This is a genomic window from Timaviella obliquedivisa GSE-PSE-MK23-08B, from assembly GCA_019358855.1.
Taxonomy (GTDB): Bacteria; Cyanobacteriota; Cyanobacteriia; order Elainellales; family Elainellaceae; genus Timaviella; species Timaviella obliquedivisa.
On the sequence record JAHHII010000020.1, the window covers coordinates 12,988 to 39,571 of the forward strand.

The 26,584-nt window shown below is 48.7% G+C and carries 27 protein-coding genes; 13 read left to right on the forward strand and 14 right to left on the reverse strand.

Going from position 1 to position 26,584, the window contains the following annotated elements:
* Positions 1-48: 48 nt before the first annotated feature.
* Positions 49-1,575 (forward strand): C-3',4' desaturase CrtD, encoded by a 1,527-nt coding sequence (gene crtD, locus KME11_21680; protein MBW4517824.1) that lies wholly within the window; start codon positions 49-51, stop codon positions 1,573-1,575.
* Between the two features lie 34 nt (positions 1,576-1,609).
* On the opposite strand, the gene KME11_21685 is transcribed toward crtD, so the two are convergent.
* Complete coding sequence (locus KME11_21685; GenBank protein MBW4517825.1) at positions 1,610-1,969, reverse strand: divalent-cation tolerance protein CutA; 360 nt, start codon at positions 1,967-1,969, stop codon at positions 1,610-1,612.
* A 27-nt stretch (positions 1,970-1,996) separates the two neighbouring features.
* On the opposite strand from KME11_21685, the gene KME11_21690 reads away from it, so the two are divergent.
* Both KME11_21690 and KME11_21695 read left to right on the forward strand, forming a co-directional pair.
* Positions 1,997-2,395 (forward strand): hypothetical protein, encoded by a 399-nt coding sequence (locus KME11_21690; protein MBW4517826.1) that lies wholly within the window; start codon positions 1,997-1,999, stop codon positions 2,393-2,395.
* A 15-nt stretch (positions 2,396-2,410) separates the two neighbouring features.
* Positions 2,411-3,055 carry a DUF2834 domain-containing protein gene (locus tag KME11_21695; protein ID MBW4517827.1) on the forward strand — a complete coding sequence of 215 codons (645 nt, stop codon included), beginning with the start codon at positions 2,411-2,413 and terminating at the stop codon, positions 3,053-3,055.
* Positions 3,056-3,118: 63 nt separating this feature from the next.
* Here KME11_21695 and KME11_21700 read toward each other — a convergent pair whose 3' ends face one another.
* Entirely contained in the window at positions 3,119-3,445 is a 327-nt protein-coding gene (locus KME11_21700; GenBank protein MBW4517828.1) for an RNA-binding protein, read from the reverse strand.
* 256 nt (positions 3,446-3,701) lie between these two features.
* Between KME11_21700 and KME11_21705 the strand changes: the two genes are divergently transcribed.
* From KME11_21705 to KME11_21725, 5 genes are all read left to right on the forward strand, one after another.
* Positions 3,702-5,276, forward strand: coding sequence for a carboxylate-amine ligase (locus KME11_21705; GenBank protein ID MBW4517829.1), 1,575 nt, complete (start codon positions 3,702-3,704; stop codon positions 5,274-5,276).
* Between the two features lie 102 nt (positions 5,277-5,378).
* The gene (locus tag KME11_21710; GenBank protein ID MBW4517830.1) at positions 5,379-6,281 is read left to right on the forward strand and encodes an alpha/beta fold hydrolase; all 903 of its coding nucleotides are present in this window, start codon (positions 5,379-5,381) and stop codon (positions 6,279-6,281) included.
* A gap of 4 nt (positions 6,282-6,285) precedes the next feature.
* Positions 6,286-7,017 (forward strand): lipase, encoded by a 732-nt coding sequence (locus KME11_21715; GenBank protein MBW4517831.1) that lies wholly within the window; start codon positions 6,286-6,288, stop codon positions 7,015-7,017.
* Between the two features lie 81 nt (positions 7,018-7,098).
* Positions 7,099-7,482, forward strand: a complete 384-nt coding sequence (locus tag KME11_21720; protein MBW4517832.1) for a hypothetical protein — start codon at positions 7,099-7,101, stop codon at positions 7,480-7,482.
* Positions 7,483-7,850: 368 nt separating this feature from the next.
* Positions 7,851-8,255, forward strand: a complete 405-nt coding sequence (locus tag KME11_21725; GenBank protein ID MBW4517833.1) for a hypothetical protein — start codon at positions 7,851-7,853, stop codon at positions 8,253-8,255.
* Here the strand turns inward: KME11_21725 and KME11_21730 are convergent.
* The 4 genes from KME11_21730 to hisH form a co-directional block, all read right to left on the reverse strand.
* Positions 8,185-9,546: an FAD-binding oxidoreductase gene (locus KME11_21730; GenBank protein ID MBW4517834.1), complete on the reverse strand. Its 1,362-nt coding sequence runs from the start codon at positions 9,544-9,546 to the stop codon at positions 8,185-8,187. The two genes, KME11_21725 and KME11_21730, sit on opposite strands and share 71 nt — an antisense overlap.
* Positions 9,547-9,637: 91 nt before the next feature.
* Positions 9,638-10,357 carry a Uma2 family endonuclease gene (locus KME11_21735; protein MBW4517835.1) on the reverse strand — a complete coding sequence of 240 codons (720 nt, stop codon included), beginning with the start codon at positions 10,355-10,357 and terminating at the stop codon, positions 9,638-9,640.
* A 30-nt stretch (positions 10,358-10,387) separates the two neighbouring features.
* Complete coding sequence (gene rsmD, locus KME11_21740) at positions 10,388-10,930, reverse strand: 16S rRNA (guanine(966)-N(2))-methyltransferase RsmD (GenBank protein ID MBW4517836.1); 543 nt, start codon at positions 10,928-10,930, stop codon at positions 10,388-10,390.
* A 5-nt stretch (positions 10,931-10,935) separates the two neighbouring features.
* Positions 10,936-11,595 (reverse strand): imidazole glycerol phosphate synthase subunit HisH, encoded by a 660-nt coding sequence (gene hisH / locus KME11_21745; GenBank protein ID MBW4517837.1) that lies wholly within the window; start codon positions 11,593-11,595, stop codon positions 10,936-10,938.
* Between the two features lie 92 nt (positions 11,596-11,687).
* Here hisH and KME11_21750 point away from each other — a divergent pair, with 92 nt between their 5' ends.
* On the forward strand, positions 11,688-12,842 hold the full coding sequence (locus KME11_21750; protein MBW4517838.1) for an alpha/beta hydrolase: 1,155 nt from the start codon (positions 11,688-11,690) through the stop codon (positions 12,840-12,842).
* A gap of 73 nt (positions 12,843-12,915) precedes the next feature.
* Here KME11_21750 and KME11_21755 read toward each other — a convergent pair whose 3' ends face one another.
* The 5 genes from KME11_21755 to KME11_21775 form a co-directional block, all read right to left on the reverse strand.
* Positions 12,916-14,226: a glycosyltransferase family 4 protein gene (locus KME11_21755; GenBank protein MBW4517839.1), complete on the reverse strand. Its 1,311-nt coding sequence runs from the start codon at positions 14,224-14,226 to the stop codon at positions 12,916-12,918.
* A gap of 695 nt (positions 14,227-14,921) precedes the next feature.
* Positions 14,922-16,478: a signal recognition particle-docking protein FtsY gene (ftsY, locus tag KME11_21760; GenBank protein MBW4517840.1), complete on the reverse strand. Its 1,557-nt coding sequence runs from the start codon at positions 16,476-16,478 to the stop codon at positions 14,922-14,924.
* Between the two features lie 39 nt (positions 16,479-16,517).
* On the reverse strand, positions 16,518-17,138 hold the full coding sequence (gene nusB, locus KME11_21765; protein ID MBW4517841.1) for a transcription antitermination factor NusB: 621 nt from the start codon (positions 17,136-17,138) through the stop codon (positions 16,518-16,520).
* Positions 17,139-17,211: 73 nt separating this feature from the next.
* Positions 17,212-19,002, reverse strand: coding sequence for a glycosyltransferase family 39 protein (locus tag KME11_21770; protein ID MBW4517842.1), 1,791 nt, complete (start codon positions 19,000-19,002; stop codon positions 17,212-17,214).
* Positions 19,003-19,096: 94 nt separating this feature from the next.
* Positions 19,097-19,630 carry a hypothetical protein gene (locus KME11_21775; GenBank protein ID MBW4517843.1) on the reverse strand — a complete coding sequence of 178 codons (534 nt, stop codon included), beginning with the start codon at positions 19,628-19,630 and terminating at the stop codon, positions 19,097-19,099.
* A gap of 149 nt (positions 19,631-19,779) precedes the next feature.
* Here KME11_21775 and KME11_21780 point away from each other — a divergent pair, with 149 nt between their 5' ends.
* From KME11_21780 to KME11_21790, 3 genes are all read left to right on the forward strand, one after another.
* Positions 19,780-20,196: a DUF565 domain-containing protein gene (locus tag KME11_21780; protein MBW4517844.1), complete on the forward strand. Its 417-nt coding sequence runs from the start codon at positions 19,780-19,782 to the stop codon at positions 20,194-20,196.
* A gap of 3 nt (positions 20,197-20,199) precedes the next feature.
* Positions 20,200-21,102 (forward strand): glycerate kinase, encoded by a 903-nt coding sequence (locus KME11_21785; GenBank protein MBW4517845.1) that lies wholly within the window; start codon positions 20,200-20,202, stop codon positions 21,100-21,102.
* A 191-nt stretch (positions 21,103-21,293) separates the two neighbouring features.
* Positions 21,294-21,893, forward strand: coding sequence for a late competence development ComFB family protein (locus KME11_21790; protein ID MBW4517846.1), 600 nt, complete (start codon positions 21,294-21,296; stop codon positions 21,891-21,893).
* Here KME11_21790 and KME11_21795 read toward each other — a convergent pair.
* The gene (locus tag KME11_21795; GenBank protein MBW4517847.1) at positions 21,890-22,531 is read right to left on the reverse strand and encodes a bifunctional 4-hydroxy-2-oxoglutarate aldolase/2-dehydro-3-deoxy-phosphogluconate aldolase; all 642 of its coding nucleotides are present in this window, start codon (positions 22,529-22,531) and stop codon (positions 21,890-21,892) included. The two genes, KME11_21790 and KME11_21795, sit on opposite strands and share 4 nt — an antisense overlap.
* Before the next feature lie 240 nt (positions 22,532-22,771).
* Between KME11_21795 and KME11_21800 the strand changes: the two genes are divergently transcribed.
* Positions 22,772-24,334, forward strand: a complete 1,563-nt coding sequence (locus KME11_21800; GenBank protein MBW4517848.1) for a histidine kinase — start codon at positions 22,772-22,774, stop codon at positions 24,332-24,334.
* A 32-nt stretch (positions 24,335-24,366) separates the two neighbouring features.
* On the opposite strand, the gene serS is transcribed toward KME11_21800, so the two are convergent.
* Both serS and KME11_21810 read right to left on the reverse strand, forming a co-directional pair.
* Entirely contained in the window at positions 24,367-25,644 is a 1,278-nt protein-coding gene (gene serS, locus KME11_21805; GenBank protein MBW4517849.1) for a serine--tRNA ligase, read from the reverse strand.
* 115 nt (positions 25,645-25,759) lie between these two features.
* Entirely contained in the window at positions 25,760-26,530 is a 771-nt protein-coding gene (locus tag KME11_21810) for an SDR family oxidoreductase (protein MBW4517850.1), read from the reverse strand.
* Positions 26,531-26,584 lie beyond the last annotated feature (54 nt).

Consider the following 26,584-nt stretch of genomic DNA (forward strand, 5'->3'; position numbering starts at 1 on the left):
CTAAAACCTCGCTAAAATAAAGGTATTAAGAAATACAAACAAAATCTCATGGAAAGTCTTCGCACAAACGCAAAGCGTCGAGTGGTCGTTGTGGGAGCCGGAATTGGGGGATTGACGGCAGCGGCGCTTCTAGCACATCGGGGCTATCAGGTATTGGTGCTAGACCAAGCGATCGTTCCAGGTGGCTGCGCTTCTACATTTCAGCGGCGCGGCTTTACATTTGATGTGGGCGCGACCCAAGTAGCTGGACTGGAACCCGGCGGTATTCACCACCGAATTTTTTCAGAACTAGACATTGAGTCGCCTGCCGCTACCTTCTGTGATCCGGCTTGCGCCGTGTATCTGCCGGGTGAAACTGAACCCATTAGCGTTTGGCGTGACCCCGATCGCTGGAAAGCCGAGCGCCAACGTCAGTTTCCGGGCAGTGAACCCTTCTGGCAGTTATTGTCCGATCTATTTCGCTATAGCTGGGCGTTTCAATCCCGCGATCCAATTTTACCGCCGCGTAATGTCTGGGATTTTCTGCAACTGGTGCAAGCCGTTCGCCCCGATACGCTGATGACGTTGCCCTATACTTTTTCCACGGTGGGGCAAATGTTGCGCTTGTATCGCTTAGGGAACGATCGCCGCCTCAAAACTTTTCTGGATTTGCAGCTAAAGCTTTACTCTCAAGTAAATTCTGACGAGACCGCTTTACTGTATGCAGCAACTGCTCTGGGCGTTTCGCAAGCGCCCTTGGGGCTATATCACTTGCAGGGCAGCATGCAGGCATTGAGCGATCGCCTCGTGACTTCCCTAGAGCGGGATGGCGGTAAGCTGTTAATGCGCCATTCTGTGCAGAAAATTAACGGCGACCCCTTGCGGGCATCGGCAACCGCTCGCAGCGTCGAGATTCGCGACCAAAAAACGGGCGAAGTTTGGACAGAACCCGCTGATCATGTGGTGGCAAACGTCACCGTTCAAAACCTGGTGCAGCTTCTGGGCGACCAAGTTTCCCCCGGATATCAGCACCGAGTCGAAAAACTGCCCTCTGCTTCGGGTGCCTTTGTCGTGTACCTGGGTGTTAAGCAAGCCGCGATTCCTCCAAACTGCCCGCCCCATCTGCAATTTTTGTATGACTATGAGGGTCCCATTGCTGAAAATAACTCTCTCTTTGTTTCTGTAAGCCATGCAGGAGATGGGCGCGCTCCAGAAGGGTGTGCTACGGTGATTGCTTCTTCGTTTACTGATCCAACTGCCTGGGCACAGTGCCAGGATTACGAAGGGTTAAAGCAGCAGTACACCGAAACGGCAATCGCCCGTTTATCGCAGTTTTTTGACCTCACCTCCGATACAGTGGTCTACACTGAAGCCGCCACGCCCAGAACCTTTGCGCAATATACAGGGCGCGATCGCGGCGTAGTCGGCGGCATTGGGCAGCGAGTCGGAACATTTGGGCCCTTCGGTTTTGCCAATCGCACACCCATTCAGAATCTTTGGCTAGTGGGCGACTCTACCCACCCCGGCGAAGGAACCGCTGGGGTCAGCTATTCAGCATTAACTGTTGTCCGCCAGATTGAGGCAGGGGAGCAGTAACTTACTTAGTAACTTAACTATTAACAAACTGGTCTTAACCCTGGATCATCTGCTCAGAAATCCAGCTTAGATAGGGCGATGACCCGAGATCAATAGGTAATGCAATAATCTCAGGAACTTCGTAGGAGTGGAGTTCTCGCACTTTGGCTTCAAGCTGTGAAAAGTTGCGTAGATCGGTTTTGATCATCAGTTGCCATTCGGCTTCGTTATGGACTTTGCCGTTCCAGGTATAGAGCGAGTGAATGGGCATTAAACTAACACACGCAGCCAGCTTAAACTGAAGGAGAGCCTGGGCGATCGCTTCTCCCTCGCTTTGGGAAGATGCGGTCACTAACACTAAACCGTATTGTTTTAAGCTGTTCTGTTTTAAATTAGCCTGTTCTAAATCTTGCATCATATTATCAAGCCTTAGAGAGTTGACATGGATAGTATCTCTCAAACTTTACTGGAACCAGTGTTTAAATCCGTTCAGGCATGGCTAGCAACGCACCCAGTCATTGCCTGGGCGATGAGCCATCCCCTATGGGCGATCGCGCTCTTGTTCATTGCTCTGCTGCTGAGTTGGGGCTTATTAGGAGCGATCGCCCGACTGGTTCAACAAGCCTGGTTGCTCATTCTGCAAGCGCCCCTAAAACTGTTGCAATGGCTCTTCAGAGGTTTGTTCAAAGCCATTCCCAAAAGAGTATTGGCTGAGGAACCGACGGCTCTGGAACAACGTGAACAACGATTGCTAGAAACATTAAATCGTCTAGAGGCATTGCAGCAAGAGCAAGAAGAACTGATGCAAGAAGTTAAAACAATTTTGATGTTGAAAAGTTAAGGAAAGATTCATATCATGCAGAAAAAAATTGCGCTCTGGGCACTTTGGCTGGGATTTATCATTTACGCCTTTTTCCTAGCCCCTCCTGAAAGTCCTGAAACCTGGACAGTGATTCAAAATCTTTCTACAGGCAAATTCCAAGGTATCAACCCTCTAGTGATTTCTGTATTCAATCTTCTGGGTGTTATACCGTTACTGTATAGCTGTTTAATCTACATTGACGGCAGAGTGCAAAAGGTTCCAGCTTGGCCTTTCTCAGTCGGTTCATTTGTGGTGGGGGCTTTTGCCCTAATTCCTTACCTGGCACTACGCGAACCGAATGATACGTTTGTAGGGCAGAAGAATGCGTGGTTGAAGATCATGGATTCGCGATGGACAGGAGGAATAGTCGCGATCGCGACTCTCACTCTGTTATTTTACGGACTAATGAACGGGGATTGGAATGATTTTGTGCAACAGTGGCAAACCAGCCGATTCGTTAATGTGACAAGCTTGGATTTTTGTTTAGTGTGCTTGCTGTTTCCCGTTTTGCTAGGAGACGACATGACCCGAAGAGGCTTAAAAGATCGACGAATTTTTTGGGCGGTTGCGCTCGTGCCGTTACTGGGAGCGATCGCCTATGTCACACTGCGTCCACCTTTAATAGTTCCAGAAAATTAACCCAAAAAAAGCAGGCGTAATGCCTGCTTTCCAGAAACTTTAAGCCAGAATTAGGCTTGACAGTTACCAGCGATTCCCACCACCCGAACGACTGAAGCCATCCCGGTTGTCACCTCCGCGATCGCCAGAGAAAGAACGCTTATTGTCTTCACGGGGTCTGGCTTTGCTGACTCGCATATCACGACCCATCCACTCAGCGCCATCTAGGGCTTCAATGGCTGCTGTTTCCTCGGTTTCAGCTTCCATTTCTACAAAGGCAAAGCCTCGGACTTTACCCGTTTCCCGATCGGTGGGCAAAGACAAGCTTTTGACCGTTCCATGCTCTGCAAAAACTTTCGATAGTTCGTCCTGAGTGACCCCATAAGCGAGGTTTCCAACATAAATAGACATATTGCGCGTCTCCAATAATGGTGTAGGGCGTGTAGCGAAGGTTATAAATTCGGGAGAACGCCTACAAGTCAATGAAAACGAATCGCGTCCGAAAATCTCTTCAGGCTTACCAATGTAACACAGCCATGAAAGAATGGAAGAACACTAGAACTCTTTTAGAGAACAAGACTAGTCATAGGTTCTAACATAGGGATTAGGGATACACCCTATTAGTTCAGCAGCCCCTCTATCATTGACTCTGAGCAGGATTGAAGCTATGCAAGGTCTTACTTTTTCTTCAAATGAATCGTTAGAAAAAGTTACAAAAATTCAGCAGTTGCAGATGCAATTACGCGATCGCTGGCTGTCGGTTGATGAATTTGATACGGAAGAAAATGATGTGTTAGTCATTCCTTCTCTCAGCTTAGATCAACGCGAACTCCTGAAAGTAAAAGGCGTTCATTATTACGAAGAAAGGCTGTTGTTTTCTATTATTCGTCTTCGCAATCCGCGTACCCGCGTCATTTATATTACCTCGCAACCGATTCATCCTAATGTCGTTGATTATTACCTGCAATTGTTACCTGGCGTGCCTTTCCCCCATGCCCGCGATCGCCTCCTCTTGCTGTCTACCCACGATGCCGCGCTGAAGCCACTAACCCAGAAAATTCTAGAACGCCCTCGTCTACTCGCGCAATTACGGCAACTGATTCGGCATGATAAAGCCTATCTCACCTGCTACAATTCCACGCCATTAGAACAAGAGTTGGCGCTACAACTCAATATTCCGCTGTTGGCGCTCGACCCCAATTTGCTGTATTGGGGAACTAAAAGCGGCAGCCGCGAAGCCTTTGCCGAAGCAACAATTCCTCATCCTGATGGCAGTGCCCTCGTGTGGACGGTGGAGGAACTAGCGCAAGTCACGGTCGATTTATGGGAGCGACAGCCTACTCTCAAGCGAATTGTCATTAAGCTCAATGAGGGCTTTTCGGGAGAGGGCAATGCGCTGTTGGATTTGCGATCGCTGTCAAAAATTGCCCCTGGGCAGGCTTCGACGGCTGAACGAGTGGCGGTAATTGGCGATCGCTTCCAGTCTCTTAGCTTCCAATGCGACACCGAAACCTGGACAAACTTTAGCAGCCGCATTCCAGAACTAGGCGCGATCGCTGAAGCTTTCATCGAAGGAGACGAGAAGCGATCGCCCAGCGTTCAAGGCTGCATTAATCCCAATGGCGAGGTTGAAATCTTATCGACCCACGATCAAATACTCGGCGGCCCCGACGGACAAATATTTTTAGGATGCAGCTTTCCTGCCGATGCGACCTATCGCCTAGCTCTGCAAGAGTACGGCACTAAAGTTGGCAAAGTTTTGGCAGCAAAGGGCGTGCTAGAGCGATTCAGTGTAGATTTTGTGGCAGTGCATCATCCTCAAGATTCATCTCAGCGTTATTCATCTCACACACAATGGGAGTTACAGGCGATCGAGATCAACATTCGCAAGGGCGGCACAACTCATCCATTTATGACGCTCAAGCTAGTAACTCAAGGGCAATATGATAATGAAACGGGCTTGTTTTGCAACCAGCATGGCAAACCTAAGTATTATGTGGCGACCGATAATTTACAAAACGACGCGTACAAAGGGCTTCTTCCCCATGACTTAATCGATATTATTGCCCAGCAGCATCTCCACTTCAATAGCACTACGGAGACGGGTAGCATTTTTCACCTGGCAGGCTGTCTTTCAGAATTTGGCAAGGTTGGCGTGACCAGCATTGGCAATTCACCCACAGAAGCAGAAGCTCTCTATAAACAGGTAATCCAAGCGTTAGATGACGCGGTGCTGAATTGATTAGCACTCAAATTTTTCAGTTCTTTTAAAAATTCTCTGGTGATAGGCAAACTCAGTTCGCGTTATAGTGGGAATATCGTTAAGAAATGTAATATTGATAGCGTGGTTACCCAAACATCAGTTTCTCCTGTTGAGTTTTCTACTCCCTTCGATGTTCAGACCTGGATTTGGCAAGATCATCAGATTCGCTACACCGTTTTGGGTGAAGGACGACCTTTAATTCTGATTCATGGCTTTGGAGCCTCAATGGGGCACTGGCGAAAAAATATTCCTGTGCTTGCTGAAGCAGGCTATAGGGTTTTTGCGATCGATCTCCTGGGGTTCGGGCGATCGGATAAGGCGCTGATTCGCTACTCGGTTGAACTCTGGGAAGAAATGCTTACCGACTTTTGGACGGCAAAAGTTCAGGAACCTGCTGTGTTCGTGGGTAACTCGATTGGGGCACTGCTGAGTTTAATGATGTTGACCCATCATCCTGAAATGGCGGCAGGTGGCGTACTTTTGAACGCGGCGGGCGGCTTGAACCATCGTCCTGAGGAACTGAAAGCGCCCCTGAGATTGGTGATGGGCGCTTTCACCAAATTGGTGAGTTCAGAACTTATTGGTGGCTTTTTGTTCGATCGCATTCGTCAAAAATCTCGACTCAAGAAAACTCTAGGGCAGGTCTATTTCGATCGCACTGCCATCACCGATGAACTAGTAGAAATTCTCTACCAACCTTCCTGTGATCCGGGCGCCCAAAAGGTTTTTGCCTCTATTCTGACTGCCCCTCCTGGGCCCCGTCCTGAAGAACTTTTGCCTCAAGTCACTCAGCCTTTGTTAGTAATTTGGGGTGAAGCCGACCCTTGGACTCCGATCGCAGGTTCTAAGCTTTATCAAACACTTGCTGAAAAATCTCCTGAACAAGTTCAGTTTGTCGCCATTCCTGACACAGGGCACTGTCCTCACGATGAGCGTCCAGAAATCGTTAATGCTGCCATCTTAAATTGGCTTGCTACGGGTTAAACTCATGATAACTCCTACAATCATTTTGCCGGGTTATTTAGCAGGGGCTAAGCCTTATCAAGAAATGGCATCCAGCTTGCAAAGTATGGGTATTCCTGCGGTTATTGTGCCGTTGCAGCGACGTGACTGGTTGCCTACGGTGGGCGGGCGATCGATGTTACCCATTTTGCAAAAGCTGGATCAAACCGTGCAGCAAGTGATGGCAGAATCAGGGAGCGATCGCGTTAACTTGGTCGGTCATTCTGCCGGAGGGTGGGTAGCTCGAATTTATTTAGGAGAACTTCCTTACGACGTTCATGCTGCCAATGCTGGACAAGTTTGTCTTTGGAAAGCTTGGGCGTTTGTCAATACGCTGATCACCCTAGGAACGCCCCACGTCAGCCAAGAGCGCTGGACGAAACGCAACCTTGATTTTGTCAAAAATAATTATCCAGGCGCATTTTATGACAGTGTGCGCTATGTCTGTGTGGCTGGAAAAGCGAGCTATGGCGATCGCACCTGGCAAAGCTGGTTTACCTACAGCAGCTACGAGCTCACCTGCGGTCAGGGCAATTGTTGGGGCGATGGCATTACGCCCGTTGAGTCGGCGCATTTAGCAGGGGCAGAAAATATTACGTTAGAAAATGTTTGGCACTCTCCCCGTCCACAGAAGCTCTGGTATGGTACGCCAGAAGTTGTGAAGGCTTGGGCAACCTATTTGCCTGGAAATACAAGTTTGCCTGGAAATACAAGGTAGATTTAGCAGTGGTTTCTGCACCCTACAATTTTTTCTCAGAACCCTTACAATCAATAAACTTAATCCTTCTTTACCTCATACATGCTTACTGCAATCCTACCCTTTAGCTTGGCAATCAACCCCACAGCCTTAGCCGGAGTGAGTCTTTGGGCTTTAGCAATTTATTTAGGGTTTTCCCCTGTGAGCGATTGGGTGATGGAACAATTAAATCGCTGGATGAACTTTGCCGAGCATCTCTACACTTCGGCTGAAGAATTCGAGCGAACAAAGTCTGCGCGCGAGTCACAAAATTCTTTTTACGCTTCATTGTTGAGCATTGTGCCGTTCTTACTAGTGGGCGGATTGTGTAATTGGGGTGTTGAGATCAGTTTGGGTGAGGGCTGGTCAATTAGTATAGGAATTTTGGCTTGCATGAGTTGTGGCGTGTATGAGCTAGGTCGTCAGGATGGACGATCGCAAGAGTAAGGCGATCGTGTTCTCGAACGTTAATTTTCTATTGAGGCAGTGGTTCTGACAATGAGAAGCGATCGTTCACACAAGTTCTTTTTTGCATTCACGATGAGTTAAAATTCAGTGCAAAATTTTGAAATAAATAATACCTGTTAGGGTACTGCTTGACTTGCTTATGCCCAAATTGTGATGTGCGTGTAAGTTTATTTAAGGAGAGAAAATTCTGATACTTCCGAGCATAACTCTAGTGGGTTTCTACTGTCTGAAGCTGGGAATAAGTATAATGCTCTAGTTCCCGTTAAAGCCAACAAAATTCTGACGCTTCGGTTTCTAGCTCCAATGATATGCTATTAGGCGTTACCCAATGAGGAGCGAGAGTCCGGTTGAACCCAACGCAGCATCCACTTCAACATGGACAGGTATTTTATAGTCCGGGTGGACACTTCTGTTACCGGGTTGTTGGCTCTTGCTGCCGCTTATTTGATCGTGAAGAATTGCCTTGGCCATGCTGTCGGCTGCAATGGCGCGGCAAGGAACCAAGCTGGCGACGCATTGGCAAACGCTTTACCCCTGATATTTCTACTATTAAAAGCCCATCTTATTGCGTTGAAGTCATTGGGCAAGAACAATCTAACCGAACTTTTATCCTGACTTTTTACTCGGTCAAACTTCCCAAGACCGTTCAAGAATGGTGGTATTCTAAAAGGCTTGATGATCCTACACTTGCTCCTCCCACGCCCGCATCTTTCCTAGATTCAACAACCCGTACGGGTCAACCTGCTTCTTAAACGCGAGTTGCACAGGGTTAATGGTTTTCATACCGCCATCTTCCAAAATGTAGGTGTGGGGATTGGCTATAAATGCGCCCTGGTCTTCATGGTATTTGATAATTTCTTGAAGTCGTTCGGCAGTGCTATACCGTACGATTTGCAATGCCGCAGGCAGGGCAACACCACCTACCCGAATAAATTCTAAATGCATCATCACTTCATCCCCAAAGTGTTGATACAGTTGCCCTAGAAGCTTTAGATCTTTGTCGGGTGGGAACAGAGTTTGGAGATAGGTGAGGGACGGATCAACGCTGCGTGCGTGGAGGGTGGTGTGGTTCCAAGTATATTCAGCGATCGCCACGCCCTTCCCTGCATCCTCTGCTCTTTTTTCATAACAAATGCGCCCTCCAAACTCTTTCACCAATTCGCCAAACGGCTCTAGGCAGGATTCAGCAATCATTAATAATGCACAATGGCTGTCTGTAGAGATGTAGTTACGGAAAGCTGCAAAGTAGGTAGGGATAGGATCGGCGCAAATGCAAATCAGCTTTTTTATAATGCCATCAGAATCCGCTAACGCTTGCCCAAAGCGTGCTGCCGTCATAAAGTCAGAAAATGTAACGATTAACTCTGTCCAAGGATATGCCGGGCTGAGAGGGATTTCTAATTCGGTGATAATGCCATTAGTGCCGTAGGCATGATTCACTTTTTGCACTTCGTCGCCGCGTAGCTCAAGGACGCGGGGTTTGTCTTCCATGGTTACAACGCGAACTGCATGAAGATTGCCGCGATCGCGCAGTTGCCCATAAGTGATCGAGCCAATGCCACCACTGCCACCACTAATAAATCCACCGATCGTTGCCGTGCGATAGGTCGAGGGAGCCATGCGAATTTCCCAGCCTGTCTCCCGCGTTTGCTTATCTAGCGCGGCTAGTTTAACGCCGGGTTCAACACACGCTAATCCAGGCTTGACCCACTTCACTGTCTGCATTTTGCTCAAGTCTAGAATTACGCCGCCCTGCAAAGGCACACATTGCCCATAGTTTCCAGTTCCTGCGCCACGCACGGTCAGAGGTGACTTAAACTTGACGCACACTTCCGCAACTCTTAGAACTTCTGCTTCATGGGCAGGACGTACGACTATATCACCCACTTTACCAGTAAGTTGCGGGGTCAGAATAGGACTAAACGTGTAGTAATCCTGGGAAAGTTTGGTGATTTGATCTAAATCTCGAATCACTTCAATCCCTTCTAATGCTGCTGCTAATGAATCCCAGGCGATCGCCAACCGTGAACCTGCTAATGCCATCCGCTCAATCTCCATCAATAAAGCCGTCATCTCCTTATCATGACTGACTTATGGGTCTTCCAGAGACTTCTGACCCTTTATCAATGTATTGCTAAGGGGCGGACTCTGGATCAGCACCTAATGCTCTTAGCTGCGCCTTAAGCCTTTCATTCTCCACTTCTGTCTGCTGCCTCGCATCTTCTGCCTGCTGCCTCGCATCTTCTGCTTGCCGCCTTGCCGCTTTTTCCTGACCCAGTGCATCTGCCAACTCTTGAGGAATCAACAGTTTTTCGCCAGTGTCTTCCCGATAAAACCCAATGAGTTGTCCTTCCACTTGTAACCGCAGTCGCAACGGTTCGCTGCGACTATCAGTAATTAATTGATATTCTTCATTAAGCAGCCGATATCCTCGCAACTGTTCTTCAATCCATTCTCCTCGCGGATCAAACAACCAATATTCTTGAACCCCCAGCCCTTCATAGAGCGTCTTCTTTGCACCCAGATCTTGATTCTTCGTGCTTTTAGAAGTCATCTCAAACACAACAGCCGGAACCTCCCCTTCCTCCCAAGTTTTATAGTTATCTCGTCCGCCTGGAGCGACATTAAAAATTACCATGACATCCGGTGCAACGCGCAATCGAGGGAAGCCTTGAGCATAGTATAGAAATTGATTTCCTAAGACCGTCGCTTGCTGAGCGAGCAAGTATTGCCGTAGCACCTCTAAGGTGACCATCAAGGCATAGAGATGGACGTATGATTCTGCCACGGGTTCACCATCTGAACAGGGGTAAAAAATTTCGGTTGGCTGGGGTTGTAGTAAAGAAGTCGTCATGGCTTAAACCTGAAGAGTTCTGGGCTAGTTCTATCTTAAATAAAATGCGATCGCCGTATTGCCATAGGTTTTCTGTCGATTGAGACTAAGGGAATGGATTGCCTCCGGCAAAATCTTCCCAGGTGAATGTTCCACCGCCATTTCACCTTGTGGGGCAAGGAGTTGGTGGTGGGCGATCGCCTCTAACACAGGCTCATACAAATCACTGGCATAGGGCGGATCAAAATAAATGCGGTCAAAAGGCGCTTGATCTGATAATTCTACCAACCGCTTTACCACGTCTCCCCGAATCACCTGAAACGTTTGATGAGGTTTCGCCACCTGCCGCCAGTTCTGCTGAATGATTTCACAAGCCTGACTCGATTGCTCAATGCCAATGACTAGCGCCGCCCCACGACATAGCGCCTCTGCTCCCATCGCGCCGCTACCCGTACAAAGATCAAGCCAGCGACAGCCCGCAATTTTGCCTTGCCAAATATTGAACAAGGCTTCCCGTACCCGACCTGGAGTCGGGCGAGTGGCAGAACCTGGGAGGGTTTTGAGAAGGCGGTTGCCATGAATTCGCAGCGCCATTTCACTTAACCTGCACCCACAAGCTGTTTGCTTTCAGGATGTTTGCTGTTGACGAAAGCTACGAAATTTGAGAGGACTTGTAATCCAGCGGCTGACGATTTTTCGGGGTGGAATTGGGTCGCCATTAAGTTTTGACGGGCGATCGCCGCTGTCACCGTTTGGCTACCGTGGGTAATGGTCGCCGCATTCATCGCTGGGTCAAGCGGATCGGCGTAAAACGAGTGAACAAAATACATCCAAGGCTCAGCCGGAAGCTGTTGCCAAAGCGCCAAATCGGGCTGAGTCAGTTGAAGTTGGTTCCAACCCATGTGGGGAATAGTCAGTCGAGGTTCTGGGCGAAAAAGCCGCACCATGCCAGGGATAACGCCTAAACCAGGTTCATATCCTTCTTCGCTGCCATCCAATAGAATCTGTAGCCCCAGGCAAATACCCAAGAACGGCTTACCACTAGCAATGATGTCTTGAATCGGGTGAATCAAATCGCGCGATCGCAAATGCTGAATGGCAGGATCAAACGAACCGACTCCAGGTAGTACTACAGCATCTGCCTGTTCCATTACCCTCACAGAATCGGTGACTTGAGGCAGTGCACCCGCCCTCTCCAGCCCTTTGCAAGCCGAGTGCAAGTTGCCCATGTCATAATCCACTACAGCAATAACGGTCATGTTTTGCTCCTGTCTAATCGCACAATTCCTATCTATTAGCTAATAGTTTACTTCCTATGCTCCAATGGTTGAGGAAAGCTTGAGGAACGCGAATGAGGATTGGGTTAGCGATAGTATTGGCAGGAATTGGACTGTTCCTCAGTGCCTGGATTATTTTGCCGCCGCCCAACTTTTTTCTGCTGCGCTTGGCAGTCGGTGCGCCAGAGATCAGTCCAGTCCTAATTGTTATTAACGCGATCGCCCTCCTCCTATTGCTAGCCACCTACAGCACCTCCCCGCTCAAATCCATTGCCTTAGTCTGCGCCACTGCCGGACTCGCCTTCAGCGCTTTACCCCTAGTTCAACTTCCCTCTATGGTGCAGCAAGCCAATGGTGCCTTGGAGCAAATAGGCATAAAAGATTCTCCATTAACTCGCCTACGATCACAGCCCTTCGTCTTGCTTGATGTTTTTCGGGGCATTCCCATCCCCCCTACGCGCCGCGTCCAAACCATTCAGTTCACCCAGTCTGATGGCATACCGCTTAGCCTCAACCTTTATCGCCCAACGCAAGTCGGAAAATACCCGGCGATCGTCGTGATTCATGGGGGCGGTTGGCAGAATGGCAGCCCAAATGATAACGCTCAGTTTAGTCAATATATGGCGGCTCAGGGCTATAGCGTAGTGTCAATCGACTATCGGCGGGCACCCCAGCATCGATTCCCGGCACAGTTAGAAGATGTGAGAACAGCGATCGCCTACATCCGAGAACACGCCGATGAACTAGAAGTGGATGTTAATCGGATGGCATTGATGGGGCGATCGGCAGGAGCACATTTAGCCATGCTCGCGGCTTACGAACCCGATGCTCCTCCCATTCGTGCAGTCGTCAACTACTACGGTCCCGTTAACCTAACGACAGGTTACCAAGACCCGCCCAATCCCGATCCCATTGGCAGTCGGGGCTTACTCAGAGACTTTTTAGGCGGCACACCCGCAGACCTACCTGAGTTATATCAGCAAGCCTCTCCCTGGAATTATGTCAACAACATGGTGCCGTCTTCTCTCTTAATCTATGGGCACAGAGACCATGTAGTACAATCTAAATTTGGGCGAAAGCTATACGATAGATTAGAGAAAACTGGAAATCAAGCAATTTTTTTAGAAATTCCTTGGGCAGAACATGCCTTTGATGCCATTTTTCAAGGCGTAAGTAGTCAGGTAGCACTTTATTACACCGAGCGATTTTTGGCTTGGGCTCTGAAGTAATTAAGTCTATAAAAACTTAAGGGGCTGGAGAACAATATCATCCAACCCCTTAAGCTCATAAATTCTCAACCCACTAAACCTGAGTCTTTTCCAATTCAATGGGCACTGCTTCCAGCAAAACATCTTCAGTTGTTAGCTCTGGCAAAGAGGTGCGCCGAGTTGCCGTAATTTGGTAAAACAACTCTTCATAGCGACTCAGTGCTTGTTCAAAGGAATAGTTCAAAACCGCATACCGCCGTCCTTGTAGTCCTAATGCCTCAGCCTCAGCCGGGTTTTCTTGAAGATGTAAGATTGCTTCTGCCAGCTTATCTGGCTGCTCAGGTTCCACAACCATACCGCCGCCGCTCTGAAGAATTGCCCTTGCAGCAGTTCCATTAGATGGCACCGAAGCAATGATGGGGCGACCACTGGCAAGCAGCACTTGAATTTTAGAGGGCATGTTAAACGATATCACGTTGTTCTTTTGCATGACTAACCCTACATCTGCTGCTGCCAACATTTCTGGTAACTGCTCCCTCGGCTGAAAAGGTAGCAACCGCACATTTTCTAGCTGGTACTCAATGCAGGTTTCTTTGAGAACTGCCAACGCTTGAGGTTCGCCCACAATTACAAAAACAATTTCGGGAACATGGCTCAAGTGAGCCGCGGCTCGAATAACGGTTTTCAGTCCTTGGGTCAGGGCAATGTTGCCAGAGTACATAACGACAAACTTGTCTTCAAGGTCATGGGCTCTTCTAAAAGCATTATCGATTTTGGGCAAAGGGCGAATAAATTTCACATCAACCCAGTTTGGGATGCAGCGAATTTTTTTAGCAGGAACGCCTTTAGCCGTGAGGTTGTCGGTAAAGCCATCAGTAATCACGCTAATAGTGTGTGCCGTGTGATAGGCGAACTTTTCTAATACCTCAAAGACTCGAATAGCTTGCTTATTGGTTAACAGACCGACATGAACGGCTGCATCGGGCAAGATGTCTTGCAGGTTTAGCACGACGGGGCAGGAGTACAACCAGCCTAGCAAGGCAGCAGGCACTGACACAGGCAGGGGAGGAACCGTCAGCAAAATCGCGTTGGGTCGCCAGCCTCGGAGCGCTTGAGTGAGGCTGCTGATCACAAAGCTACCATCTAGTAACATGCGGTTAAGCAATCCGGGTTGAGGGCGCGTCCAGACACAACTCCGCTGGATGATAACGCCATTGCGTTCTTCGGTGCAGTAAAGCTTGCCCTTATATTCGGGATAAACTTGACGCTGAGGATAATTGGGCATTCCTGTAACAACTCTTACCTCGTGCCCTCTTGCTACGAGTCCTTCAGCTAGCTCCGTCATGAGTGGAGCGATACCAATAGGTTCAGGATAGTAATTGTAGGAGTAAATTAGAATTCGCATGAATTTTGGCTCGACTAAGACAGTTTGGCGAGTAACTTATGAATAGAATTAGGCTTAAAAGAAAGGGCGATCGCGCTTTCTTTTAAAGATTTGACAGTGAAGTTTTGTACATTGATTAGTTGAAGAAAATAAGCATCTTTAACGCCTAGTAGTTCATTCTTTTCAATGTATTAACTTTTATTTGGGGGTTTATCATAAATAAAAACCACTGTATAATTACCAAACTCCTTTTCCAGTAAGGCTTTTAGGTTTTTATAAATAGGATTAATATCTAAACTCATAGGAATTTTAGAAATCTAAAATTAGTCTTCTAGAAATCTCTATAAGTATTTTTAATTTTTGAAAAGGTGTCTTTAGAGTTGTTCTTGAGAGATGAATGAAATCATAAAGAATGATTTTTTAAGAATAGAAAAATGAACTAAGGGTTAATTAAGTTATTAGCATTTCAATAGAGTCTATTATTTCTTGAGCTACGTATAGCCCTTGTAACTTACAAGTTAATCGAATCTCAGTATTCTCTAATCAGTATCAGTACTGATTTTTTATTTAATGTATTAAATTTAATAAACAAAGATTGAACTACTGAGTTGCCATAAAAAGCCCCTTTTTCCATACTAAAAAAGGGGCGTGACATGAATTGATTTGTTGCAGCAAATTACTTGCTGCAAGCAACGAATGTAGTTCGATCGCTCAATCTATCCGTTGAGCAACGCCTCAACAAATTCGTAGCTAGAAAAAGGACGGAGGTCTTCGATGCCCTCGCCCGCGCCAATGAAGCGGATTGGCAGATTGAGTTGCTGGACTACAGCCAAAGCAATGCCACCTTTGGCAGTTCCATCTAGTTTAGTTAGAACAACACCGCTGAGTTGAGCAGCTTCAGAAAAGACCTCAGCTTGGCGTAGCCCATTTTGCCCCAGGGTGGAATCTAGGACGAGAAGGGATTCGACATGGGCACCCGGAGCTTTTTTGTCGATGATGCGACGAATCTTGCTGAGTTCGTCCATCAAGTTTTTCTTGTTCTGAAGCCTACCTGCGGTATCGACAATTAAAAGCTCGGTGCCACGAGATTGGGCAGCGGCGATCGCATCGAACACTACGGCTGCTGGGTCAGTATTCTTACCAGGATTGGCAATTACTTCTACGTTGCTGCGATCGCCCCAGACCTGAACTTGCTGCACAGCAGCAGCCCGGAAAGTATCAGCAGCAGCAATTAAACAGCGATAACCCGATTTCTGGGCAATGTGAACAATTTTGCCAATAGTAGTGGTTTTGCCTGCGCCGTTCACTCCAGTAATTAGCCAAATGTTCAAGGTGTCTTTTTCAGGTACAAAAGTGAGGGCATGGGCATTACCCAAAGGCTTGTCCAACATTTCGCGGAGGAGTTGCTTGAGATAGGCGATCGCTTCGGCTGGAGGCAAAACTTCTTCGCGGAGCCTATTTTGCAACGATTCCACAATAAAATCAGTCGCTTCAACGCCCACATCTGCTTGCAGCAAAAGAGATTCAATCTCCATGACAGCATCTTGATTGAGAGGACCCTGCCCTACGATCGACTTAAGTTGATTAACGAGATTGCGACGAGTCTTATCTAGCCCTTGGCGAAGTTGCTTCAACCAAGTGATTTCTTCAATAGAAACTTGGTCAGGGCGACGACCTTGAGATGCTAAGACTTCGGCAGACCACAGAAAAGCTTCATCCAGAACAAAATCAGGAATAGTGGAAGAAGTGTCTAATGAGGCAGCTATAACAGCAGGCACAACTGGCTCGGGTTCAGCGATCGATTCGGCTTTGAGGCGTTCTAAGCGTTCGAGCCGTTCGGCTTCAGCTTGTGCCCAAAAGGGTAAGGGGGCGACTTCGGGAGCAGTGGTTTCGTCGATCGATTCTATGGGTTCTGTCGGTTCTGCGGGTTCTGCGATCGCCTCAGCCGTCTCTGCTGTGATATTCTCTACGATTACTTTCACGCCTGCTTCTACAACAGAAGTTTCTTCTGCAACGGACTCAACCTGTCGTACAGCGCCTTCTAGAGGAAGCGTAGGTTCAGCAGGTTCTTCAACTGCTTTCTGTTTTTGAATGTTAGCATAGGCAGCTTTTGCCCAACTCAGAGCATCTTGGTCAATCGCGGTTTCCTTAGCTTCCTCACCCGTTTCCTCAGTGGCAGCTTCAGAATTTACCTCTGCCTGACTTGGAGATTCTGCCGATTGTCCAGGTTGGGGCTGATTAAATTGGCGATTGAACCAATTGAAAGGAGTCATAAAACTTACTTAACTGAGTATTTTTATTGAGATGGGTACTTAAACGCGAGACGCAATGGCTTGGCTGACGCGTCGCAGGACTCCATTGATGAAGCGATGCCCGTCTTCGCCGCTGTAACGCTTTGCCAATTCTACCGCTTCGTTGATTGCCACTTGCTCAGGAATGCCGAGAAACCACATTTCGGCGATCGCAATTCGCAAAATATCTTGGTCGATGCGCACCAACCGATGCACCTGCCAATCGACCATAGAAGTTTCCAAAAGCTGGTCGATTTCAGTCCGGCTTTTTTGCACTTGGGTCAAAATTTCAAGGACATAATCTCGCACATCTTGCTGGTTAGAAAGCTGGACAAACTCAGGGATTTCTACAGCATGACCAATGCGGTTAATGGCAGCTTGAGCCAAGTCCATTGCATCTTGCACCATTGCCCGAGAACTTTGCAAATCAACCGCTCTGGTTTGACTAGACAAGAGGCGATCGCTCCCCCGCTCTAGCTCCGCAACAGCGGTTTCTAAAGTTTCCTGGGCTTCCGCTGTGAGGGTACGGATTGCTGCCACAACGACATCTTGAAGTTGCTGCGTCGCAATGCGTTCTGGCTTGGTTGGAAGCTGACTGATGCTGAGGAGAGCCAGTTCACGGGCGATTCGACGAGCTTTCATAATGGGGTTGGCGAGGTTCGGCTTGGCTATTGTAGCAGAGATGAGAAGCGACCTGTTGGGGTGGTTCTAGAGGCTATTGAAGTGGAATGCGGATGAGTTGAAAGACACCAGATTGAGAGAGAAACTGGTATTGGTTGGGACTAAGTTGGGTATCTCTAAGTTTTCGAGCACGAACAACGAGCAGAACGGAACGACGTTTACGGTTGCGCTTGAGTTTTTGAATAGCGGGGAGCACTTTGTCGTGTTCGGTAATAAAGGTGAAGGGACTTCGGGTATAGAACACAAGGCTGGGCTTGCTGTAGCCCACCATCATCAATCGTTCCCCCGGTTGGCGAACTTGAAGAATAGTATTAGCAATGGTGCGTAGGGGAAGTTGGCGTTGGGCATCGACTAAAGCAACGCTGGGCAACAGAATGATTAGTAAAAGGGCAAAGAAGCTGACTAGTTGAACCCTCCAAATCCAGCGACCCTGGCGGCGTAAGAGTAGGATGAGACTAGCGATCGCCAATCCTAGCCAGAGGCTGGCTGCCAAAGTAGGAATGCCCAACTGCTGCACTGCCGCCTGCAACTGAGGCAAGTCTTTATCGCTTTTAAGCCATCGCGGACTTAGCAAAGAAGCCGCCGCCAACAGCAAGGCAAATAGGATGCTGCCAATATGACTGAACAAAATGCCCCGGCTGCTTTGGAGACGGTATTTGAAACTATACATAGAGTCTCGCCAGAACAGCGCGACTAAAACAGCAGCAGCAGGAAGGAGCGGGATGGTGTAGCTGGGAAGCTTGGTAGCCGCGATCGTAAAAAAGCCGAAAATAACGATGAACCAGATTAGGGCAAAAATACCCAGATGTTGAGAACGAGGCTGTTTGCGCCAATGGTTAATGCGCCAGAACTGTAAACGGGCGATCGCCACGGGCAAATAAGCCGACCATGGCGCAAAGCTCATGGGCACTACTGCAAAGAAAAACCACCAAGGCGCACTGTGATTATTGACGACCCGGGAAAAGCGCTCCAGATTGTGATAGCCAAAGAACGCGTTGATGTATGCCTCACCGTTTGCCTGAATGACCAACACATACCAAGGCACCGTTAGCGCCAAAAACACGAGAATGCCTCGGAGCAACTGCATCTCCTGCAACACTGCTCTTCCATTGCCCATATACAGCAAAAAAAAGCCAATAATCAACCCCGGCAATACTAGCCCAACTGGGCCTTTGGTCAGGACTGCCAAAGCCATCAAAATGTAAAAAGCTAAATACCAACGGGCTTGGGCTTTAGCCTGCCCCAACAGCGCGTAGCCAATGAAGAAGGAAAACAGCGCAGCGCCTATGCAACCGCTGAGTAGCATGTCAGAAACGCCAGTTCTCGCCCAGGCAATGGTCTGCACGTTGAGAGCAATAAGCGCTGCGCCGAGCCAAGCGGTGAACCAGGACGATCGCGATAAATCTCCTTTCTCGTGAGCCAAACTCTTGTGAGCTAAACTAAGCGAACCAAATTGCTTGAGCGTGTAGAATCCTAAACCTGTCAAACCCGTTGCCGCCAAGGCTGAAGGAAACCGGACTGTCCAGGTATTGACCCCACCAACTTTGAAGGCGATCGCCATCAGCCAGTACACCAAGGGCGGCTTATCAAATCGCGTGATCCCATTGAAATAAGGCGTGACCCAATCACCCGTCACCACCATTTGCCGAGAAGCTTCAGCAAACAGCGGCTCAGTTTCATCTACCAATCCAGTCCCATCTAACTGCCACCAAAACGCTATAAAGCAAATTGTGGCGACCCAGAAAGTGGCTAGCATCCAGGCAATTATAGGTTGGTCTTCCCAATGAAAAGAGGGCTGAGAGAGGCGATCGTGATTCAATGACATGGGTAAACAAGACAGAGAGTTCTCTAGACCCTACTTTACAGGCAATCCTGCCTGGTACAGGCAACTTTGGCACAGCTAACCTCGGCACAAACCCTTATGGGCGTAGCACTAATTGCCACTCTGCAACCTTTGCGTTCCAGCCTGGAGCCTTCGTCTGACCCACAACGTAGGGGCCCCAGTACCGCTGAGAGCCATCCTGAGCAAATGCCACCAAAATATCTCCCAGATATAGCTGTAGTTCCTTCTCTGGAAGAGAAAGCACCAGCCCCTTTTCTCTTCCCTCTTCGGGCGAAAAATCCCAGTGGGCAGGCTGGGCGTAAGGAGTTGATTCGCCTGGTGCTGACTTAGCTAAGAGCGCAACTCGGATAGGATGCTTCGTTTGATTACTGACCCTAAGACTGCCGATCGCGCCTTCCGTGATAGGGTCAGAGGCAATCGCCAAGGGGGGAGCAGTTGGTGTGGCAGTTGGCGGCGGCAACGGCACCACTTCACCAGGAGAAGTTTTATCCACCGAAGTCGGCTCAAAGCTGATACTGACAGGCAGAAAGCGCACTAGTAAAAGAATGCCTAGTGCTGCCAAAACAGCAATCAATGCGGGATGCAGCTTTTGTTTTACGTCTTTTGTCATATCTATCCCGCCTACCTAAGTCTGCTCTTCTCTAAATCTAGTGCAGAGATCAGCATCTAGTGTAGAGATCTGAGCCTTTAGGATGAGACAGGTAAAGATTATTATTTGAGTTAGGCTGCGGAATCACCATTTTAATAGAGGGCTTGGCGATGCAGAACACACGCCTCAATACGTTAGTAGAAGGTTCGTTGCAGCGACTTACCCAATGGTTGCGCAATCCGTGGCGACGAATTTCGATGCTAATTATTAGTTTGTTGTTTGGTAATTTTTTAGCGTCTGCTGTCTCGACGATCGCCGGACAACGGGCAGAACCTGACATTCTTGGGGCTGCGATCGTGGTAGCAATAGCAGAAGTGATTAGTTGGATGACTTATGCCAACAGTCCTCGATCGCCAAGAGCCAGTCAGCCAGTCAGCCCAGCCAGCCAGCCAGTTAACCAGTCAGCTAGTCAGCTAATCAATCAGCCTAGAACATACCAGCGTTCTCTACTGATCGAGGCATTGAACGGGCTAAAGTTGGGGCTACTCTACGGTTTATTTGTTCAGGCATTTACCTTAGGAAGTTGAGTGATGCCCCAACCCAACTGGAAGGAGTTAGAAACATCGCTTCCTGCCGTCCTTGAGCCGTTTTGCCGAGATCAGTTGGGCTGGGAATCTTGTCCGCCAAAATTACTACAAAATTTTTGGCTCCCCCTAGCCAAGCAATTGATCACTTGGCATGAGCAGGTAGAGGGCGTACTGATTCAAGGAATTTTGGGCGGACAAGGCACAGGCAAGACGACCTTAGCCGCCATTTTGACCCAGGTTCTCACTCACTTGGGCTTACGGGTCTGTCGGCTCTCACTTGATGACCTATACAAAACCTACGCCGATCGCCGCCAACTAGAACAGATCGATCCCCGCATACGCTGGCGAGGCCCACCCGGAACGCATGATGTAGAACTGGGACTAGAAGTACTTCAGCAGCTTAAACAAACGCATTCGGCTCAACTTCCCCGCTTTGACAAATCAGCTTGGAATGGCAAGGGCGATCGCACCACTTCTGAAACCGTCGCTAATGTAGATATCATTTTGTTTGAAGGCTGGTTTGTCGGAGTTAGACCCATTGACCCGGCTCTATTTGATCATGCACCCTCACCTATTGAGACGGAAAGCGATCGGGCATTTGCACGTGACATGAACACTCGTCTGGCAAACTATTTGCCGCTGTGGAATCTCCTTGATCGGCTAATTGTGCTTATCCCTAATGACTATCGCCTCAGTCAACAGTGGCGACGACAAGCGGAACAAGGAATGATAGGGACAGGTCGATCGGGGATGTCAGCAACCGAAGTAGACGAGTTTGTAGAATATTTTTGGCGATCGCTTCACCCCGAACTTTTCATTACACCCTTTCTGCATAACACTCAAGCCGATTGGGTTGTTGAAATTAGCCCTGACCACTATCCAACAGCCATTCACCCATTACTTTAAATAAATCAGAAAAAATAAACTTGGTATAAAGATAAACTTGGTACTCTAGATTAGAGCCGTGATTTCACATAGAATACGGGTAACAACAGACACTCTAGTGTGTATTTTTTGCTACAGGCTAAATTCTTCACCTCAGGGTGCCTGGTCTGTGCAATACCAATGCCAGTCAGAGAACAATAAGGAAAATCATTATGGCTAACCAAAATGGTCGGAAAATAGGCAATTACGTCAACGTGATGGAGTTGCTGGTTAAAGAGGAGGTTGAACTACAATTGACAGCACTCCAGGCTCGGGCGCCTCAGGCTTTGCGTCAGGTCAACACCGCTGAACTCTTAGCGCTTGCCATGAATCATTTGCCGTCTCTGTATGCCACCAGCAAGAAAGGGCTGCGATACCAGCGTCAGGTGGGAAAAACCCAATATGCCCCTCAGGTCAAAGACGTTGTCCATCGCGCTTTAGCCACCGTTTTAAATGATCCTCTCCGCACCGCCGAGCCGCTCCCACCCCAAAATTTTGAAGCCCTTCACGAAACACTAGAGGAAGTGCGATCGCTCCTCGGAAATCCCTCAATCAATTGGGATAATCTGCCTGCTGCAATTGAGCAAGCGCTTAAACAAGCCCAAGAAGGAAGCGTTAGTCGTAGCAGCCGTCAAGCCGTTTACGCCGCTGCGAGAACACCAGGTTATCGCCGTCCTGCCTCGGAGGTGTCTCCCTCAATCTCATCAGACATTACCGTTCCCCTTCACGCCCCCATTGATCAAACAGGTTGGAACGAGTTCTCTCGTTATTAACCCTCGCCCCTGACTAACGCTACGAGCCGCTTTGCCCGTTGCGTTACGGCTTGCCAGTCGCCCCGTGCGATCGCTTCTTGAGGAAACAATTGACCCGACACCCCTACAGCGATCGCCCCAGCCTCTAAAAATGTCCTGGCATTTTCTAGCGTCACTCCGCCTGTCGGAATCATGGGAATATTTGCCAATGGTGCACAGATGTGGCGAATATAATCTGCACCGCCCACTGACTGAATTGGAAAAATCTTGATACAGGTTGCACCTGCTTGCCATGCCGTGACAATTTCAGTTGGCGATAGCGCTCCTGGAACAATCGGCACTTGCAAATCGACAGCAGCCCGAATTAAATCTACATTGGCGTGGGGCGTAAAAAGAAACTGTGCTCCTGCCGCGATCGCCTTCTCCATGTCTATCCGAGTCAACAGCGTACCCGCTCCAATCATACAATGGGGCAGATGAGCACGAAGATGTTGAATCAGTTGGGCTGGGCGATCGCTATTCCACGTAATCTCAATCAGTTCCATGCCACCCTCAGCCGCCGCTTTTGCTAGGTGAAGGCCCAGGTCGTACTGAGCCACCCGAATGACGGCGATCGCTCGTTGTTGTTGGACTTGAGAGAGCCACAAAAGACTAGACATAAGCAGAGAAACCCAAAGAATTTGCTGAAACTTTTCTGAGCGACGGTGCACAGATCGTTGAAAACTGTGGGCACAATCGAACGTGTTTTGACAGCTTCAGACTTCACACTTCTTCGTGAGTCGGGTATGAAAAGTACGTTTATCTGTAAACTTTGTACCTCTCTTCAGACAGATTCGATATCGTTATCAGGGTACATGTTATGACCTCTCCGTTCCCTTCATCCCCTTTATCTGAATCTAATGAATCCATCACGTTCGCCTGATGTAGCTCTTTATGAACTTGCAACTAGCCTCGAACCCACTCCCCAGACTTTACAAATTAGCCCCACAACTTTTAAATCTTTAGTGGGAATTGTTTTAGATCTGTTGCTGGAGCACAACATTGCAGCTACAATTTGGCTGAAATTGCCTAAAGGAGAAGTTTGGCAGTCAGAAATAGAGCGATTTTGCCAATCAGCGATCGCTCCCCATACGGTCTACAGCTTGCATACCTACCAAGAGCGAGTCAAAACCAACACCCACGTCCCACCCGCTGCAAGCCGCCTATCTGCCGATTGGAATGGCTTAGACACTCTTGACTTAAACACGGGCACTCCAGTTGCTATTTTAGAGGAAACCTCTCAAGTCTACAATCTTCCTCTGGCAGCCGAAAGTCAGCTTAAACGCGAATATTTCATCACAGTTGTCTCTAACGAATTCTGCGGTTCAATATTAGCGCATCGCCCCCGTTCACTTCGTCCGCGTGCAGAAGGTAATGGGATGGATCTACCTGACCCGAAGCTAGGCACAGACGACTCTCTAGAGCAAAAGCATCCTCTGTTTGGAATGCTTTCCTTCGACCCGGCAATTGTGCAAATGGCGATCGAGGGCATTAATCAAGCCATTCGGTATGGGCAACCTGCAAGCCGATCTGATGCCGAAATCAAAGACCTTTTAGTCGGTTGGGAGCAGCTTCTTGCCCGAGGCGTTAAACCCACACTCAACCCCAAAATGGTGAGCAACCTGCTGGCTAAACAAGTGCAGCGACAGGAAGAAATTTGGCGGAGCGGGGCAGCGCAACGGAGACAGGCAGACTCAGCATTAGTATTACGTCAAGCGAACGAAGACTTGCTTAAAACGCTGCAACAGAAAGATGAGTTCATTAAAAACTTAGGTCAAGAGTTACGAACGCCGCTGACCACGATGAAAACTGCCCTTTCCTTATTGAACTCGCCGACCCTTAAGCCCCAACAGCGACAACGGTATATGGAAATGTTGAGCAGAGAGTGCGATCGCCAAGGTTCTCTCATTGCCGGGGTTTTAGACCTGGTACAAATTGAAAGCTCTCCTGACTCTGCGCCTATGGAGTCTCTTCGCCTCAGCGAAATTATCCCTGGCGTTGTCAGCACCTATCAACCCCTTGCGCAAGAGAAGGGCATCATGCTGGCATACACGATCCCTGAAGATCTACCGCCAATCTCTTGCTTTAGCCAAGGACTCAAGCAAATTGCAATTAACCTATTGCACAACAGCATTAAGTTCACGGCTAGTGGAGGACAAGTTTGGGTGAGAGCCAAACAGCAGGGCGACACCATTCAACTAGAGTTCCGCGATACAGGCATTGGCATTGTGGCAACAGAAGTCCCGAAGGTTTTCGATCGCTTCTACCGCATCCGCCAAGGAGGAGACGATGGTAACGGGGTAGGATTAGGGTTGGCGATCGTGCAGCAGTTGCTGGTTCGCTGTGGCGGATCAATCTCGGTGAGAAGTAAGTTAGGTGAAGGATCGGCATTTTGCGTCACGTTGCCCATTGAGCGATCGTAGAGACAACTCAAGTTAAGACAGCAATGCCCATCCTATAAAACTTCGCGCCTGAGATACGGTTGCAGCACTTCAGGAACCTGCACAGTTCCATCTGGCTGCTGGTAGTTCTCCAAAATTGCCGCCATGGTTCGTCCCACCGCCAGCCCTGAACCGTTGAGCGTATGAACAAACTGCGTGCCCTTCTTCCCAGCTTCCTTAAAGCGAATATTGCCCCGCCGTCCCTGAAAATCGGTGCAGTTAGAGCAACTCGAAATTTCACGGTACTTGCCCGCAGAAGGCAACCAGACCTCCAGGTCATAGGTTTTAGTAGAAGAAAAGCCTAAGTCGCCTGTGCAAAGAGCCAGAACTCGGTAAGGCAGCTTCAGGGCTTGTAGAATTGCCTCGGCATCGGCTCTCAGGGTTTCTAGCTCCTGAAACGAAGTCTCAGGCTGCACAAACTTGAATAGCTCGACCTTGTTAAACTGGTGCAACCGAATTAACCCACGGGTATCGCGCCCATAGCTCCCAGCTTCGCGGCGAAAACAAGGGGTGTAGGCACAGTGATAAATGGGCAAATCTTCGGCGGCAATAATTTCATCGCGATAGAAATTGGTAATGGGCACTTCGGCAGTAGGAGTCAGCCAAAGGTCATCGCGATCGCACTTAAAGCTTTCTTCTGCAAACTTAGGCAGCTGCCCTGATGCCGTTAACGACTGCGTATTTACCAAAATTGGCGGCAATATTTCAACATAGCCCGCTGCAATTTGAGTGTCTAGCATGAACTGAATCAACGCCCGCTCCAGCGCTGCTCCGGCTCCAATGAGGGATACAAAGCGACTTTGAGCAACTTTTGTAGAGCGCTCAAAGTTCAAAATTCCTAACTTTTCGCCAATTTCCCAATGGGGCAAAATGTTGGGATTCGTCGGCAAATACTCGTTGCCCCATCGGCTCACCTCAACGTTTTCATCTTCGTTTCTACCAACAGGTGTAGTCTCGCTCGGCAAGTTGGGAATAGTTAGCAAAATCTCCTCAATCTGAGCCTTTAGCTCACGCTCTTGGGGCTCTAACTCGCCCAATTGCGCCTTAACCTGGTTGCCTTCATCGCGGAGAGACTGAATTTGTGGATCTTGGGGACTGGTGCCAGACTGGATTTTTTGCCCCACCAGCTTGCCCACTTCATTACTCCGAGCTTGAAGCTGCGATCGCTTGACCTCTAGTTCTCGCTGTTGTTGATCTAGCTTCAGCACAGGAGAGAGGTCAAACTCACCGCGCAGCTTCAGGCAAGCTTGGAACGATTCTGGATTTTCCCGAAGTTGTTTAAGATCAATCACGATAGTCCTTGGGTCTTGAGTCTGAGGTCTTGAGTCTGGGGTCTTGGCTAACTCAATAAATCAGAATAACCTGAGTCTGGGAAGATTTACCCAGAAAAGTCTAAGGATTTTCAGGCTAATTCTGGCGATGGACTAGCGTTGCACTTCCCTGCGCTGTGGCTAGCACCACTACCTCACTTAAGTTGACATGGGCTGGACGAGTTGCACAAAACACCACAATTTCAGCGATATCCTCAGGCGTTAGCGGCGTAACGCCCTGATAAACCTGTTTAGCGCGATCGCTGTCGCCTTGAAATCTTACCTGGCTAAACTCAGTTTCGACCATGCCCGGATCGACGGAAGTAACACGCACGGACGTACCGAGTAGATCCATCTTCAGACCTTCGGACAAGACGCGAACAGCAGCTTTTGTAGCGCAGTAAACATTCCCATTAGGATAAGTCTGGTGTCCGGCGATTGAGCCAATGTTAATGACGTGTCCTTGAGATCGGCTAACCATACCCGGAACCAGCGATCGCGTCATGTACAGCAACCCTTTAACGTTCGTATCAATCATTTCTTCCCAATCTTGCACACTGCCTTCGTGAAGCTTGTCTAAGCCTCGGCTCAAGCCTGCGTTGTTCACCAAAATATCGACCGCCGACCAGGCAGCAGGGAGAGCAGCAAGGATTGATTCAACTTGAGCGCGATCGCGCACGTCCAGTTGCAGCAGGTAGGTTTGACAGCCCGATTTTGCCAGATCCTCAGCCAGTTTTTCTAAGCGATCGAGCCGTCGTGCTGCCAAAATCAGCTTGGCACCTGCGTGGGCAAATGCTTGGGCGCAGGCTGCTCCAATGCCGCTGCTGGCTCCAGTGATGAGAACGATTTGGTTTTGGATCGAAGCCATGATTGCAGTACCGTAATTTTTTGTGGTGTTTGCCCCCGTGAAAGCTTCTAGTAA